We start from the raw sequence: 15,033 nt of genomic DNA, 5'->3' as shown, positions 1-15,033 counted from the left end.
TCAGAGAAGCTTCTATGCATAACAAGATCCACAAGCGCGACAGCTTGCGCATTGACCCGCCCGAAACTTCATCCAGACGCGCCGATTGGCGGTGCCTGATCGCCCTGACCTGCTTGCTGGCCCCGGCGCCAGGCGCCCTCGCCGCCATCCCCGCCGAATGGAAGAACACGGCATACGCCTATGAAGCCCAGCACAAGCCGTTACGTGAAGTCCTGGAAGATTTTGCCCAGACCTTCGGCACCCAACTCCAGATCGAGGGCCTGCTGGAGGGCAACGTCAACGGCAAGATACGCGCCAATACCCCGCAGTCGCTGCTCGACAGGCTGGGCGTTGAACACCGCTTCCAGTGGTATCTCTACAACAACACCCTGCACATCAGCACCCTCGATCAGCAAGAGTCCGCACGCCTGGAGGTGTCGTCCGAAACCATTGCCGACCTCAAGCAGGCGCTGACCGATATCGGCCTGCTCGACAGTCGTTTCGGCTGGGGCGAATTGCCGGAGGACGGTGTCGTCCTGGTCTCCGGCCCCCGGCGCTATATCGAACAGATCAAGCAGTTCAGCAGCCAGCGCCGTTCACCGGACGAAAAGCAGAGCGTGTTGAGCTATCCGCTCAAGTTCGCCAACGCCGCGGACCGCCAAATGGAATACCGCAACGAAAGAATCACCATCCCCGGCGTGGCTACCATGCTGCGCGGGCTGCTCGACCCACGCAATCCCGCGATGCTCACCGGCATGACTCAGCGCTCCCCCGCGCAGTCCCAGCCCGCGCCCCTGACGCCGGCGTTCCCGCGCCTGAGCAACCCGCTGCTGGGGCAGATGCTCGGCACACCCGCGCCAACCGGGCCGGTGGACGCCGGCATAGCGCTGACGTCGCGGGCGCCGGTCAACCCCAGCCGAATCCGCGTCGAGGCCGATGTGCGCAACAACGCGATTCTGATCTATGACCTGCCGGAGCGTCAGGGGATGTACCGCGAGCTGATCAGTCAGCTCGACGTGGCGCGCAAACTGGTGGAAATCGACGCCATCATCCTCGACATCGAACGCACCCAATTACGTGAGTTCGGCGTCAACTGGGGCTTTCAAAACAGTCGCTTCCGCGGCGGGGTCAACATGGCGCCCGGCACCTCATCACAATTGTCGATCGAAAACCGCGACCGCTTTTACGCCGACGTGCGCGCCCTGGAAGCGCGCGGGCTGGCAACCATGGTCTCCAACCCATCGGTGCTCACCCTGGAAAACCAACCGGCGGTGATCGACTTCAACCGCACCCAGTACCTGACGGCCGGCAGCGAGAACGCGACCATCCTGCCGATCACCGTCGGCACCAGTTTCCAGGTCGTGCCTCGCGTCATCACCAGCCGCGGTGGCCATCAGATCCACCTGGCGGTGGACATCGAAGACGGTAACTTCGACGAGTCCAACCCCGAACGCATCGGCCCCGATGTGCGTCGGGGCAAGGTCAGCACCCAGGCCGTCATGGCGGAAAAACGCTCCCTGGTGGTGGGCGGTTTCCATGTAACGAACAGCGCGGACAAGCAAAACAAGATCCCCTTGCTGGGGGACATTCCGTTGCTGGGCAAAGCGCTGTTCTCTTCGACGGAACGCCAGAACAACCGGCGCGAACGTTTGTTCATTCTCACCCCGCGCGTGATCGGCGATCAGTCCGACCCATCGCGTTACTTGCCGCAGGCCGACCAGAGCGAGTTGCAGGCCGCACTCAAACCCCTGGCACGGCGCTTGGCCCCACATCAGCCGGTGATCAACCGCAGCGACATCACCAGCATCCTGGCGCATCTGGTCAGCGGGCAAGTGCCCAAAGCCTTCAAGGCCGCACCGATGCCGCTGGCGTTGAACACGTTGTGTACCCCTCGCGAGCTATTGGCGCTCAATACCGAGCGCAGCCAGTGGTATGCCGGCCCGCAGTTCAACGTGGCAGTGGTGGTGCTGCGCAATCAGTACAAGCGCAATGTCCGCATCGATGAAAAAGAATGCAGCAACTCCGAGACCCTGGCGGTCACCGTCTGGCCACGCGCCTGGCTCAAGCCGGGCGAAGAAGCCGAAGTGTTCATCGCCATGCGCCCGGTGGTGAAGGATGAACACCTGAGTGTGCCGCGCCCGTCCCTGCTCACGCCAACCCGGAAGACCACGCCATGAAGCCAAGACTGTTGTGCGCCACCCTGATGATTGCCGCGTTGTTCATCAGCGGTTGCACCCCGACCTGCAAAGGGGACTCCTGCTCACGCCCACAATCGACCAGCGATAAATTGGTGATCTGGTGGCCGCCGCACATGCGCGTCGAACCCGGCCCGGCCGGGGAGCGTTCGGACTATCAAACGGTGTCGCTGGAACGATGAACGCCGGGAGGGTGCCGGACGATGAGCGGCATCGGCAGGCATTCTTCGATAGCCTGGTGAGCGGCGATGCCGCTCACCTGCCGTTGTGCCTGGGCATCGCCCTGCACACACGGCACGCCAACGCCCGCCCGGGGTTGGCATTGCACATCAGCCAGGCGGCCTTGCAAGCCGGGCAACTGCAACGCGTGCTGGAACGCCGCTTCGATCAGGCAGTGGTATTTGATGGCTGCTATATCTACCTCGATGCCCAGGGCGCACTGGTGATCTGGCACGCCCTGCCCGCCGAGCTTCAGGCCGTGGATCAAGTCCTCAGCCGAATGCTGTCGCTGGCCGACCTCGACGCCTTGGATGGTTTCGCCAACCGCTGATCAGCGCTGCTCCAGCTCCGGCAACTCGAGGGTTTCACGCTTGGCCTCATCGTCGAGGTCGCGCAAGGTACGGTAGATCAACGCCACCGCGTGCAAGGTCTCGCGCGGAATGCCCGCCCCCAGTTTTGCCTCGTACAGCGTGCGGGCCAACCATACGCATTGAATCACCGGGACATCCGCCGCCTTGGCTCGATCAATCAGCTTACGCGCATTCGCGTCCGTGCCCTTGGCCACCAGTTTCGGCAGCGGCGTTTGGCCGGGGCGGTAATACAACGCGACGGCAAAGTGCGTCGGGTTGACCACCAGCATGTCCGACTCCTCCAGCTTGGGCAGCTTGACCTTGGGTTCTTCCTGGGCCAACTGATAAGCCAACGAGCGCCGCTGGCCCTTGACGTGGGGATCGCCCTCCATGTCTTTGTACTCTTTGACCACCTCGACCTGAGTCATACGCATGCGCTTGGCAAAAAAGTACTTCTGCAACGTCAGGTCGATAAGCGCCAGCACCAGCAGCACCCCCAGACACGCGTGCAACAAGTGCCGAAAGAGTGTGATCAGCGCGAGGATGTAGGTTTGCAGATCGCTGTTGGCAAGGTTGATCAGGGCGCCCAGCGACGGGCCAATCACCACGTACAGTATCAAGCCCAGGAGCAATGACTTGCCTATGCCCATCAACAAGTTCATGAGGGATTGGGCGGAGAACATCTGCTTGAGCTGGGTGAGCGGGTTCAGCCGGTTGAAGTCCAACTTCAGGGATTCGGGGGCGAACAGCAAGCCGAACTGCATCCAACTGCTGATCAGCTTCACCCCGATCGCGACCCCGACCATCAGCAGGCCGAAGGAGAAAAACAACACCAGCGCCTCCGTCAGCACTTCTTCCAGGGCGCGCGCAAAGGGTTGCCCTATGCGCGCCAGCGGCAGTGCGATCATCTGCTGGAAGCGCTGCATGCTGGTGTCGGCCGTGAACAAGGCGATCTCGCTCAAGGCCGTCAGTACCAGCAACTTACCCACGTCCTGGCTCTGCGCGACTTGGCCTTTCTTGCGCTGGTCACGCAGTTTCTTGGCACTGGCGGGGTGTTTCTTTTCCCCTGAGTCACTCATGTAAAAGGCCCCTTGAACAGCAGGCCCAGGGAATGCTTGAGGTCACTCAGCAGCGCCATGCGCCCGACGATCAAGTCCTGCAGCAGGGCGAAATACAGCAGCAGAATACCGATGCCGGCCAGGCATTTGATCGGCGGGGCCAGCGTACTCACCTGCAGTTGCGGGCTGTAGATCCCCAACAGTGCCACGCCGAACTCGAGCAACAGCAGTACGGCGATAAAGGGCGCGGCGTACAGCATCATGTGAGTGAAGGTGTCGCCGACCAACTCGACAAACACACTGAGGCCATTGGCCGCCGGCAACGGAAACCACACGGTCGGCGGCCAGATCAGGTAGCTGTCCCAGATCACCTGGGTCAGTGCGCCCAGGCCCAGGCTGGCCATCAATAAAAAAATCGCCAGTTGTTTGAACAAATGCCCGATCGGCGTGGCGTCGGGGCCCAGCGACGGGTTGAGTTGACCGCCGGCCAAAGCCCCGCGCTGGTTGTCCAACAGCGCCCCGACCGACTCGAACATCCAGAACGGCATCGACAGCAACACCCCCAGCAAAACGCCCAGGATCGCCTCTTTGAGCACCAGCGCGCCCAACATCATCGCGGAGAGTTCCTGCCCCATCAGCGCCGCATGAATACCCGGCGCGGGCATCAACGCCATGACCATCACCACGGCGTGCCTGGGCATGCCGCGAATGTGCTGGAAACAGAACGCCGCGACCAGAAAAGCGCAGGGGTAGATGCGTGCCATGCCAATCAGCAGGCTTGGCAGTAAATCAAGATAGAGCAGCATGGGCACGCCTCAATTCAAGGCCGAACGGGCGATCATGTCGAACGTCAGGTTGATCAACTGGACCAACTCCAGGCCAATCCAACGCCCGGTCACCACCAACGTGACGCCAACGGCGACCAGCTTGACGCCGAAAGGCAGCGTCTGGTCTTGTATCTGCATCAGCGCCTGGATCAGTGACGTCAGGACGCCCACGATCACCGCGACAATCAGCGGCGGCGCCGTCAGCACCACCACCAGCAGCATGCCCTGTTTGAACAGTACGATCGGTTCCATAGGCAGCTCAGAGATAGGAAAGGAACAGGCTGTCCAGCAGCCGCGACCAGCCGGACACCATCACAAACAGCAGTAATTTGAGCGGCAGGGAAATGGTCATGGGCGAGACCATTTGCATCCCCAGCGCCAGCAGCAGGTTGGAGACAATCAGGTCGATCACGATAAAGGGGATGTAGATCAAGAAGCCGATCTCGAACCCCGCCTGCAACTGCGACAACACATACGCCGGGATCAGCAGGATCAGGTCTTCGCGCTGGACCTCCTGCGCCATGGCCGGCGGCCACATGCGCGCGGTGTTTTCCAGCAGGTGGGTGAGGATGTCCGGGTCACTGTTACGCACCATGAACGTCCGCAACGGCTGCACCGCCTCAAGCCCGGTCTGTTGCAGCGTGCTCACGTTGCTCAAGTCCAGGGGCGATACCTTGACGACCTCCGCGATCTCATAGCCCACCGGCGCCATGATGAACAGCGTCGCCGCCAATGCGATGCCGTTGATGGCCATGCTGGGCGGCACCTGCTGCACACCGATCGCGTTGCGGGTGATCATCAGCACAATCACGATCTTCAAGAACGCGGTGCAGACGATCAACAGCATGGGCATCAACGACAAGGCCCCCACGAACACGGCCAGGACAATCGGGTCTACGCCTTGAAAACTCATCGGGAAAAAATCACACGAGACATCTGCAACCCCAGGCGACCGTCCACCTCCACCAATTGCCCCACGCCCAGCGGGCGGTCGCCGTAATACAACCCGGCCATGCCCGGCGCATACCCGGAAATGCCCAGCACCGCACCGGGCGCCAGGTTGCGCAGCTCGCCGAGGGTCAGGTTGAGCGTGCCGCATCGCACATTGAGCGCCATGCTCAGTTCGTCGAACGGTTCATGCCCGAAGACATCCACCACCGGCGTGTCGTCTTCATGCCCTGCATAGGGCGGTGTTGCGAAATCCTCTTCCAAAGGCGCTTCCTCGATCGAAGTAAGGGTCAGGCAGACAGGCCCGGATTCATCATCAATAAACACGCACAGGCGCTGCCTGCCGACCTGCACATGGCCGTTGCCATGGGCTTGGAAATACACCTGCTCGAACATCAGCACATCGCCGGCGCGCAGGCCGCGCAATTGGCTGAGGGGCACGCGCAGGCGCCCGATCGTCACGGGCAGCGCCAACTGAAAACGCGTCGGCATCGGGCTGGCCATGCGGCGCCACGGCCCGGCCTCGCACAACGCCAGAAAGCTCTCGGTCGACAGCCACAGATAGCCCACCACGTGGGAAGCGCCGAGCGTCACGCACAACCGGCAACCGAAGTTCAACGGCCGGGCAGAGGGCAATAGCCGCAGATGCCCCAACAGCGCCCGCACCTGGGCACTCAAATGATGTTGAAACAGGGCCCAGAACCAGGAGTCCGGATCGTTGCCCGCCTGCGCCAACGTCACCGGGCATTCGCCCAGCAAGCTGAATTGCGGCCCCGGCTCACTGAACCCCAATACGCCGCAGGCTGTTTCGAAACAGAGCGGCTGGACGCCCATGGGGGCCGCCCCGGGTTCCAGCCGCAACTCTCCGCGCAGCTCGCCAACCTGGTACGACATGCGCAATCCGCGCCCCAACCGTTGCCGGGCCGCCGCCACATCGCCCTTGACCGTGGGTAACACCAGGGAGGGCATCATCATGCCAGCGCCGTATGTGCCAAATGCACGCTGACCGGCCGTGCCAGGCTCGCGGCGAGCCTTTGCTCGAACTGTTGCCGTACCCCGCTGAGCCAGCGCGTCGTGCCCTCTCGCTCGGCGCGCAACTCGACCCTCCAGGCGCCCTGCTCTCGGCCGATGCTGCTGTCGATCCGCCCCAGGTGCGGCAAATACAAGACCGCCGTCAGCGGCCACTGCGACACGCCGTCCATCCGCGAAACCAATTGCTCGCTCAACGCATCGACCCTGGCGGTTTCCCCCGAAGCCTTGATTCCGGCCAGGAACTGCCATTGGCTCGCGTCGTCGCTGTCATCATTCAACAACTGGGCAAACAGCCGTTGCTCCCAAGGCGCCAGCGCGTCGATTGCCGGCACACGGTCGCCCCAGAACTCAAGCGGGTACTGGCGCTCAGACGGGTTGACTGAAACGTGGTTCATAGCGGTTCCTGCGCGAGTAAATGGGAGAGTTCTTGGATTTTTTCCACCTGACGCAGACACAAGGTCACGTGCTTTTGCGCACTGCCGACCTGCACCGCCTGCTCTTCGCGTTGCCCTTGCAGGGTCTTCAACTGGCTTTCTTCGCGGCGGGTGCCGGCCGACAAGTGCTGCTCCTTGGCGCTCCAGGTTTTCAGTGCCTTGAAGGTCACCACCTGGCCCTGGTGTTCACTCAACAGTTGCGCGCATTGCCGGGCCTCTTCCTGGCGCGTTTGCTCCAGCGTCTCCTGGGCCTGCTGGATATGCGCGACCAGCGTTTGATGCGCCCGCTTGGCCTCGCGCAGCGCCCGCTCGGCGCGGTCTGCGCGGTATCGACGCAAGCGCCGCAAGGTGTCGATGTCACTCGGCAATACGTCAGAAAGGGACATAGGCAGTCAGCTCCATCAGGTGATCCAGGGTCGAGGCGATGGGCGAGGGTTCACGCAAGTCCTGGCGCAGGAAGTCATCCACCGCCTGGCGGCTGTCCACGGCCAGATCGGTCAGCGCATCGTTGCCGGGCTGGTACTCGCCCAACTTGAGCATCAACTCGATCTGCTGGTAAGCCGACAACAGGCGGCGCAACGCCGTGCCCGACTGGATGTGCCCAGGCTCGGCAACGTTGCTCAAAATTCGCGAAAGGCTGGCCAGCACATCCACAGCCGGGTAGTGGCCCCGTTCGGCCAGCTTGCGAGACAGCACGATATGGCCGTCGAGCAGCGAGCGAACCTCATCGGCCACCGGATCGCTCATCGAGTCCTGCTCAATCAGCACGGTGTAGATCGCGGTGATCACGCCTTCGCGCGTCAACCCGGCGCGCTCCACCAAGCGCGGCAACAAGCTGTACACCGACGGCGGCAAACCACCGCGGCCCAACGGTTCGCCGGCGGCCAGGCCGATTTCACGCTGGGCCCTGGCGAAACGGGTCAACGAGTCGATCAGCAACAACACCCGCTTGCCCTTGCGCCGGAAACCTTCGGCCAGCGCCGTCGCCGTGAACGCGGCACGCGCGCGCTCCATGCTAGAGCGGTCGGACGTGGCGCACACCAGCACGGCCTTGGCACGCAACTGGTCATCCAGTTCGTGATCGAGGAACTCGCGCAATTCGCGGCCCCGTTCACCGATCAGGCCGAACACAATCACATCACATTCCACGTTACGGGCGATCTCGGCCAACAACGTGGTTTTGCCACAACCGGCGCCGGCGAACAGCCCGACACGCTGGCCCTCGCCCAACGTCAGCAAGCCATCGATCGAGCGCACGCCAGTGGCCAACGCGCGACTGATGCGCGGGCGCTCCGTGGGCAATGGCGCCTCGCACAACACCGTGGTCGCGTCGGGCGTATCCGCCTCGACGAACGCACTGGGGCCCTCGCCGGCAATCGGCCGACCAAAACCATCCAGCACCTGGCCCAACAGCTCGTCGCTGACCCGCACCCGGTGCGGCACCCCCAGGCGCTCCACCGCGGCGCCGACGCGCACCCCCTCCAGATTGCCCAGGGCACTGAGCACCGCATCCTGCTGATCGAACCCGATGATTTCGGCCAGCATGTAATCGCCAGGCTTTTTTTCGACCTGGCACAGATCACCGATACGCGCCTGGGGCAGCCGGCACTGCAACAGCATGCCGTTGACACGCTGGATACGCCCGCGCATCGACACCGGCGCGAAACGGGCCAGGCCCTGGGACTGAATCAATTGCCACGCGTCGAGACGCTCCTGCACCGTGCCGCTCACCAGCGCACCTCATAGCGTTGCGCGCCGTCGAACACCACCTTGCTGTTGTCGATCAGCACCAGCCGCAGACCATCCACTTCATCGCCGACGAACAAACGGTCGCCGTGTTCCAACACCACATGACCGCTCGGCCCGCCGACGATCTGCAAGATCTTGAACGGCAGGATGCTGTCACGTACCCGTACACGACTGATCACCGGCACGGCGGTATCGAACTGTTCAGCAAAGCGGCTGAGCATGCGCGCCACGAGTTCGACCTCTTCCTGGGACACATCGCCATTGAGGGCGATCTGCCCATTGATCACCTGCAAGCCGACGCGATGGTCCAGCTCGCGCTCGCCGAGCATCTTGAGCAACTGCTGACGCACCTCGAGCGGCGAACCGAGGTTCGGCTTTTGCGGCTCGACGGGCATCAACGACGCCTGGGCCTCATGCTCGCCGGTGGACGCCATGCCGACCGCCACGATAATCACCGCACATACCAGCACCAGGCTGATCAGGCGCTTCTGCTGAAACGGCGGGATGGACGACAGCACCAGCGCGGGCGGCGCCTCCTGGCGCGGCTCGGCGGCTGGCGTGACCTGCGCGACCGCCGCCCGGGGCCAAGGCTGGTCGGCCAAGGCGACGCACAGGCGAATGCTGCCCAGCGAAAAAGGCGTATTGAGCGCCAGGTCGGCGATCTGTGCCAGCGCCTGTCCGGTGCTGCTTTGCAACAGCCCGGCTTCCGCCTGCACCGACCAGAACCCGTCGATCAACCGCAGCCGCGCATGATGCTCGACCACCCCGGCGTCGGTCAGCAGCAGGTCGGCGTCCGTGTGACAACCCAGGCTCCACTGCTCGCCAAACAACGGCAACGCAGCGCCCTGATTCAAACCCTCCAACACGCGCAGTTCAAACATCAGCAAGCCCTCCCTGGCGTGGGTATGTACGTTGCACTCATGCTGCCGCTCCTCGCATCAGTTCGTCCTGGCCCAGGTCAAAGCGCCCCAGCACCTTGACCTTCGATGCACTTCCCAGCTCAGCAAACGACAGCACCGGCACATGGCTGAACTCTTCCAACAGCAAGGTCCGCAAGGGACTGCGCAGATCCTGGGCGACCAACATCACGCGCTTGCTTTTGGGCCGCACGGCAAACGCTTGGTTAAGCAGGTTGATCAGCGAAGCGCTGCTGTCGTTATCGAGGGCGAAGAACACCCCGGTCTGGGTCTGGCGCAGTGCCTCGCGCAGCACGTTTTCGGTCTGCGGCGACAACAGCCAGGCATGCAGGCCGTCCGCCTCGCTGTACTGGTGGAAAATCTGCGATTTAAGGGCGATGCGCGCATAGTCCGCCAAGGCGTCCGGCTCACGTTCATGCTGGCCGTACTCGATCAGCGACTCGACGATCAGGCGCACGGCACGCAACGGCACGCCTTCGCCCGCGAGGCGCTGCAGCACCGCCGAGAAGCGCGACAGCGGCATGATCCGTTGCAGCTCCTGCACCAGCTCCGGCTGGTTGTGCTCAAGCCAGCCGAGGATCGCCTTGCTCTCCTGAATCCCGAGAAACTGAGGGCCGCTGAGCATCATGGCCTGCTTCATGCGGTCGATGATCAGGCTGGTGGCGCTGAAGCGTTCCAACTGCGGGTCATCCAGCAGCGGATCGTCGGGCGGCAGCCAGAGCCAGTCCTGCTCGTCGCGCTCGGGCAACCCCGGCACCGCGTGGGCCGGCTCGGACGCCAGCGCCTTGCGCTCCACCGCGACGAGCGTGACCACCGACGCCTTGATCATCGGCACTTCGTGAACGCAAAAACGCATCTCATCGTCGGCCAGCGAGGCATCGAGTTCGACCTCGAACGGCGGCAGCGTCAGACCGATATGGGCCACCATCGCGTTGCGCGCCTGGCGGATCCCGTGGATCAGTTCCGTGACCTCTGGCGAGCCTTGCAGAACCGGGGAGAACTGCAACAGGTAGGGCCGCGACGGGTCGAACCCGCGCAAATCCTCGTCGCCGTTGTCCTCGGGGCGCACCGCCTCGGTGGCTTCGGCTTCGGGCTGTTCCTCGCGTTGGCGTTGGCGCATCAGGTAATAACCGAGGGCGCCGGTCATCAGCGAAATGAGGATGAACACCACGGTCGGCATGCCAGGCAAGGCGGCGAAAGCCAGCATGCCCACCGACGCGATCATCCAGCTCTTGGGCTCGCTGGTCATCTGCCGGGCAATTTCCGCGCCCATGTTATTGGCACCCTTGCGCCCATCCGGCGCCGCACGGGTGATGATCATGCCGGCGGTCAGGGAGATCAGCAGCGCAGGGATCTGCGCAATCAGGCCGTCACCGATGGTCAGCACCGAATACAGCGCCATCGAATCGCCGGCGCTCATGCCGTGCTGGAACATGCCGGTGGAAAACCCGCCCAACAGGTTGATCACCACGATGACCAGCCCGGCAATCGCATCGCCCTTGACGAACTTCATGGCGCCGTCCATTGCGCCGAACAACTGGCTCTCGCGGCCCAGTTGTTCACGCTTGTCGCGGGCCTGGCCGCCGTCGATCAAGCCGGCGCGCAGATCGCTGTCGATGGACATCTGCTTGCCCGGCATCGCGTCGAGGCTGAAGCGCGCCGCCACTTCGGCCACCCGTTCCGAGCCCTTGGTAATCACCAGGAAGTTGACGAGCGTGAGGATCATGAAAATCACCAGCCCCACCGCCAGGTTGCCGCCCACCACGAAGTTGCCGAACGCTTCCACGATATCGCCCGCGTCCTGCTCCAACAGGATCAAGCGCGTGGTGGCAATCGACAGCGCCAGGCGAAACATGGTGGTCAGCAGCAGAATCGAAGGAAAGGAAGAGAACGCCAACGGCCCGGGCAGGTACAGCGCCAGCACGATCAACAGGCAGGAAATACAGATATTCAGCGCGATCAGAATATCCACCAGCCAGGTCGGCAACGGCACGATGAAGATGAACACAATGGCCATGACCACCACCGCGCCCAAGACTTCGGCACGCCGCGCCACCTTGAGCAACGCAGCGTTGATGGTCGCCAGCACCGTCATGCGTTCCCCCTCGACTCGCCGGCAATGCGGGGGCTGCCCCGCTCCACGCGCGCGAACTCGTCCATCACCAACAAGAATTTGTGCAGCGCCTCCTGGCGCCCCCGGTTGTCACGCCACAAGGTCTGCGGCAGGCGCTGGATCACCGGGTACAGGGCGTTGAGGGACACCAGTTGGCCGCTCGCCAGCTCGCCACCGAGGTCTTCGGCCAGGCGCAATACCTCGCCCGAATCGACACCCGTGGCGGTATACCCCAACAGGCGCTGCAACAGACTCACCGAGTCCTGATCGGTGCTCAGGCGCTGCAGCAATGCCTGGCAATTGGCTAACGCCCCGCCCAACTGAGCGCAGCTTTGCAACCCCAACAGCAGCGTGCGCAACTGCGCCGTGGGCACCGAAGGCGAGTGGGCGGCGATGTCATCGGCCAGGGCCCGGCGCATCACGTTGAGGCCGTCTGCGAAGCGGTCCCCGCCGAACAGCCCCAACAACGATTGCATCATCGAAGTCAGGGATTGGCGCGTGACCACACTGGCGTAATACAGCCCACGCACGGCCTGACGCTCTTGCGGGTCGCCGGCGGCCTGCTCCAGCACGGCGGCAATGTTCAGGCCGGCCTGGATCTCGCCCCTGTAGCGCACCTGCAACCGATCGATCGCCTCTTGCGCCAAGGCCACGTCGGCGGCGCGGGCTTCGGCTTGCGCGGCCACATACTTGAGCACCACGAACGCCCGCGCCGGGTCGCCGCCGGTCAGCGCCAGCCACTTGTCCGCGCTGACGTTGTGCGCCAGTTGCGAACGCACCCGGCGCGCCATGGACGCGATGGTCTCCTGGGCCGGATGGCCAAGCTGATCATAGAGCCGCACGAGCTGCTCGACGGCAGGCACGGCCAGGCCCATCGAGCGCCGGTTCAACGCTTGATTGTTGAGCGCGACTTCCTGGTTGAAAACCTGCGCAACCTCATCGAAGCCCGTCGCTGCGGCCGCTGTTTTTTCAGGGCTGACGCGGGGTGGGTCCACGCGTTGGAGCGGTTGCACATCGTTGATCGATTCGACTTTCATGGGGCAGGCCAGGACAAAGAGATTGTGTCCCTATGTGGCAAACGCTGGCTTTACGGTTCCAACAAATTTCCCCTCTGCGGTGTTTTGAAATTACCGGCACAAACCCGCCTGGGCTTTTGCAAGAAACCGCACAAAACCCTCAGAACAAAAAATATTTATTTATATAAATCAACCAGTTGCGATTTTTTTCTGTTTGGCACAGCCGGTGCTAAAGGGGTTCCCATCGAAACCATTTCGATCGCGCCCACCCTGAGGAAAAAATCATGGATATCCCTATTGGTGCTTTAGCTCACTTTGTTGGCGACTCGCCTCAATTCATGCTCCACCTGACGGACGACCAGCAAAAAAAACTCCGGCGCTTCATCCACAAGCGCGTACTCAACCCGGAAGATGCGGACGATATTCTGCAGTTGACGTACCTGGAGGCCTGGCGCAGCAGGGAGCGTTTCAGCGGCCAGGCAACCCTTAGCACCTGGATGTGCGGCATTGCGCAGAACCTGATCCGCAACCACTTCCGGCGCATGTACGCCAAACCGGTGCATTGCGAATTCGATGAAGCGCTGTGGCACGGCCAGGAAGACAGCCAGAACCTGGATTGGGAGTTCGAGGTCAACCGCCGCCTGGAAAAAACCCTGGTCGCCATCAAGGACCTGCCCACCGAGATGCGCAAAACCCTGTACGCCTCGCTGGAAACCGACGGCAGCTATCAGGACACCGCCGACGCCCTGGACATCCCCATCGGCACCGTGCGTTCACGCCTGTCCCGGGCCCGCGAACACCTCAAGCGCGCCACCCGCAACCCGTTGCAACCGTAGTCCAGCCTAGCTGGCAACCGTTGGGCGAGAGGGATATCTGCCCAACCGTATCAGACCTTTTTCGTGCGCGGCAGCAAGATCGCCAGCAGCCCGAACAACGGCAAGAACGCGCATAAGCGGTACACGTACTCGATGCCGTGACTGTCCGCCAGGTGCCCCAGCAGCGCCGCCCCGATCCCGCCAAACCCGAACATCAGCCCGAAGAACACCCCGGCGATCATCCCCACATTGCCCGGCACCAACTCCTGCGCGTACACCACAATCGCCGAGAACGCCGAGGCCAGTACAAAGCCGATGATCACGCTGAGCACGCTGGTCCAGAACAGGTCCACATGGGGCATCAACAACGTGAACGGCGCCGCGCCGAGGATCGAAAACCAGATCACCGCCTTGCGCCCGATGCGGTCGCCAATCGGCCCGCCAAAGAACGTGCCCGCCGCCACCGCGCCGAGGAACAGAAACAGGTGCAACTGCGAGCTGGCCACCGACAGGTCGAACTTCTCGATCAGGTAAAACGTGAAGTAACTGGTGATGCTCGCCATGTAGAAATACTTGGAAAACACCAGCAGCCCGAGCACCACCAGCGCCGCCATCACGCGCCGTTTCGACAAGCCATGCGTCGCCGCCTGACCGGCCTTGAGCTTGAACAGGTTCAAGTGCGTGCGATACCAGCGGCTGATCGCATAAAGCAGCACCAACGCGAAAACCGCGAACAGGCCGAACCAGGCCACATTGCCCTGGCCGAACGGAATGATGATCGCCGCCGCCAGCAACGGGCCGAACGCCGAGCCCGCGTTACCGCCGACCTGGAACGTCGACTGCGCCAGGCCATAGCGCCCACCCGACGCCAGCCGCGCCACGCGGGACGCCTCGGGGTGAAAGGTCGACGAACCGATCCCGATCAACGCCGCCGCCAGCAAAATCAGCGGGAAGCTGCCGACCTGGGACATCATCACAATCCCCACCAGGGTGCAGACCATCCCGCACGGCAACAGAAACGGCTGGGGATGCCGATCGGTGTAATAACCCACCCACGGCTGCAACAGCGACGCGGTGAGCTGGAACGTCAGGGTAATCAGCCCGACCTGGGTGAACGTCAGGCCATAGCTGGCCTTGAGCATCGGGTAGATCGAGGGCAGCACCGACTGGATCAAGTCATTGATCAAATGCGCCAGCGCCACCGCGCCGATGATCCGCATGACCAGCGGGCTGGTCTGCCCGGCGGCGGGGGAATTGCTAAGAGCCATAAGAGGGTTCCGTACAGCGGGGGAATGCACAGGTGCAGGTGCGACAATGTGCCACTTTTGCCCATGGCAAGGCTATCCCGTTAGGGAGCTAACGACTGTAGCGGTCACGCTTT

The 15,033-nt window shown here is 62.9% G+C and carries 17 protein-coding genes; 5 read left to right on the top strand and 12 right to left on the bottom strand.

All coding sequences use genetic code 11. The features are described 5' to 3' along the window. Window positions 1-14: 14 nt before the first annotated feature. Genes sctC through LQ249_RS04620 form a run of 3 tightly spaced genes read left to right on the top strand, consistent with a single transcriptional unit; the run spans window position 15 to window position 2,724 of the window. Window positions 15-2,156: a type III secretion system outer membrane ring subunit SctC gene (gene sctC, locus LQ249_RS04630; RefSeq protein WP_057005745.1), complete on the top strand. Its 2,142-nt coding sequence runs from the start codon at window positions 15-17 to the stop codon at window positions 2,154-2,156. Next, on the top strand, window positions 2,153-2,356 hold the full coding sequence (hrpT, locus tag LQ249_RS04625; protein ID WP_108525284.1) for an HrpT family type III secretion system protein: 204 nt from the start codon (window positions 2,153-2,155) through the stop codon (window positions 2,354-2,356). The genes sctC and hrpT overlap by 4 nt, the downstream gene beginning before the upstream one ends. Beyond that, entirely contained in the window at window positions 2,353-2,724 is a 372-nt protein-coding gene (locus LQ249_RS04620) for a hypothetical protein (protein WP_017844419.1), read from the top strand. Before hrpT ends, LQ249_RS04620 begins: the two co-directional genes overlap by 4 nt. Here LQ249_RS04620 and sctU read toward each other — a convergent pair whose 3' ends face one another. Genes sctU through LQ249_RS04565 form a run of 11 tightly spaced genes read right to left on the bottom strand, consistent with a single transcriptional unit; the run spans window position 2,725 to window position 12,663 of the window. Continuing rightward, complete coding sequence (sctU, locus tag LQ249_RS04615) at window positions 2,725-3,822, bottom strand: type III secretion system export apparatus subunit SctU (RefSeq protein WP_046488028.1); 1,098 nt, start codon at window positions 3,820-3,822, stop codon at window positions 2,725-2,727. Next, on the bottom strand, window positions 3,819-4,607 hold the full coding sequence (gene sctT, locus LQ249_RS04610; protein WP_017844421.1) for a type III secretion system export apparatus subunit SctT: 789 nt from the start codon (window positions 4,605-4,607) through the stop codon (window positions 3,819-3,821). Before sctT ends, sctU begins: the two co-directional genes overlap by 4 nt. A gap of 9 nt (window positions 4,608-4,616) precedes the next feature. Continuing rightward, a complete protein-coding gene (gene sctS, locus LQ249_RS04605; RefSeq protein ID WP_017844422.1) occupies window positions 4,617-4,880 on the bottom strand; it encodes a type III secretion system export apparatus subunit SctS in 264 nt (87 codons plus the stop codon). Between the two features lie 7 nt (window positions 4,881-4,887). Then, on the bottom strand, window positions 4,888-5,541 hold the full coding sequence (gene sctR, locus LQ249_RS04600) for a type III secretion system export apparatus subunit SctR (protein ID WP_046384774.1): 654 nt from the start codon (window positions 5,539-5,541) through the stop codon (window positions 4,888-4,890). Next, window positions 5,538-6,551, bottom strand: coding sequence for a FliM/FliN family flagellar motor switch protein (locus LQ249_RS04595; protein ID WP_126588919.1), 1,014 nt, complete (start codon window positions 6,549-6,551; stop codon window positions 5,538-5,540). The genes sctR and LQ249_RS04595 overlap by 4 nt, the downstream gene beginning before the upstream one ends. Beyond that, window positions 6,548-7,003, bottom strand: coding sequence for a type III secretion system HrpP C-terminal domain-containing protein (locus LQ249_RS04590; protein ID WP_046384776.1), 456 nt, complete (start codon window positions 7,001-7,003; stop codon window positions 6,548-6,550). The genes LQ249_RS04595 and LQ249_RS04590 overlap by 4 nt, the downstream gene beginning before the upstream one ends. Beyond that, window positions 7,000-7,428 (bottom strand): type III secretion system stalk subunit SctO, encoded by a 429-nt coding sequence (gene sctO / locus LQ249_RS04585; protein ID WP_126588920.1) that lies wholly within the window; start codon window positions 7,426-7,428, stop codon window positions 7,000-7,002. The genes LQ249_RS04590 and sctO overlap by 4 nt, the downstream gene beginning before the upstream one ends. After that, on the bottom strand, window positions 7,415-8,773 hold the full coding sequence (locus tag LQ249_RS04580) for a FliI/YscN family ATPase (protein ID WP_046384778.1): 1,359 nt from the start codon (window positions 8,771-8,773) through the stop codon (window positions 7,415-7,417). The genes sctO and LQ249_RS04580 overlap by 14 nt, the downstream gene beginning before the upstream one ends. Next, window positions 8,770-9,672 (bottom strand): FHA domain-containing protein, encoded by a 903-nt coding sequence (locus LQ249_RS04575; protein WP_046384779.1) that lies wholly within the window; start codon window positions 9,670-9,672, stop codon window positions 8,770-8,772. Before LQ249_RS04575 ends, LQ249_RS04580 begins: the two co-directional genes overlap by 4 nt. Before the next feature lie 37 nt (window positions 9,673-9,709). After that, complete coding sequence (gene sctV, locus LQ249_RS04570) at window positions 9,710-11,803, bottom strand: type III secretion system export apparatus subunit SctV (RefSeq protein WP_017844429.1); 2,094 nt, start codon at window positions 11,801-11,803, stop codon at window positions 9,710-9,712. After that, window positions 11,800-12,663 carry a TyeA family type III secretion system gatekeeper subunit gene (locus LQ249_RS04565; RefSeq protein WP_231589991.1) on the bottom strand — a complete coding sequence of 288 codons (864 nt, stop codon included), beginning with the start codon at window positions 12,661-12,663 and terminating at the stop codon, window positions 11,800-11,802. Before LQ249_RS04565 ends, sctV begins: the two co-directional genes overlap by 4 nt. Between LQ249_RS04565 and LQ249_RS04560 the strand changes: the two genes are divergently transcribed. After that, complete coding sequence (locus LQ249_RS04560; protein WP_231589993.1) at window positions 12,637-13,146, top strand: hypothetical protein; 510 nt, start codon at window positions 12,637-12,639, stop codon at window positions 13,144-13,146. The two genes, LQ249_RS04565 and LQ249_RS04560, sit on opposite strands and share 27 nt — an antisense overlap. Further along, complete coding sequence (locus LQ249_RS04555) at window positions 13,122-13,673, top strand: RNA polymerase sigma factor (RefSeq protein WP_026139726.1); 552 nt, start codon at window positions 13,122-13,124, stop codon at window positions 13,671-13,673. Before LQ249_RS04560 ends, LQ249_RS04555 begins: the two co-directional genes overlap by 25 nt. 50 nt (window positions 13,674-13,723) lie before the next feature. Here LQ249_RS04555 and LQ249_RS04550 read toward each other — a convergent pair whose 3' ends face one another. Next, a complete protein-coding gene (locus LQ249_RS04550; protein ID WP_046384781.1) occupies window positions 13,724-14,920 on the bottom strand; it encodes an MFS transporter in 1,197 nt (398 codons plus the stop codon). Between the last annotated feature and the right edge of the window lie 113 nt (window positions 14,921-15,033).

The sequence above is a fragment of the Pseudomonas sp. 7-41 genome (genome assembly GCF_021233075.1).
GTDB classification, from domain to species: Bacteria; Pseudomonadota; Gammaproteobacteria; order Pseudomonadales; family Pseudomonadaceae; genus Aquipseudomonas; species Aquipseudomonas veronii.
Note: the sequence above shows the minus strand (reverse complement) of the source record. Positions and strands in the feature narration are given on the sequence as shown.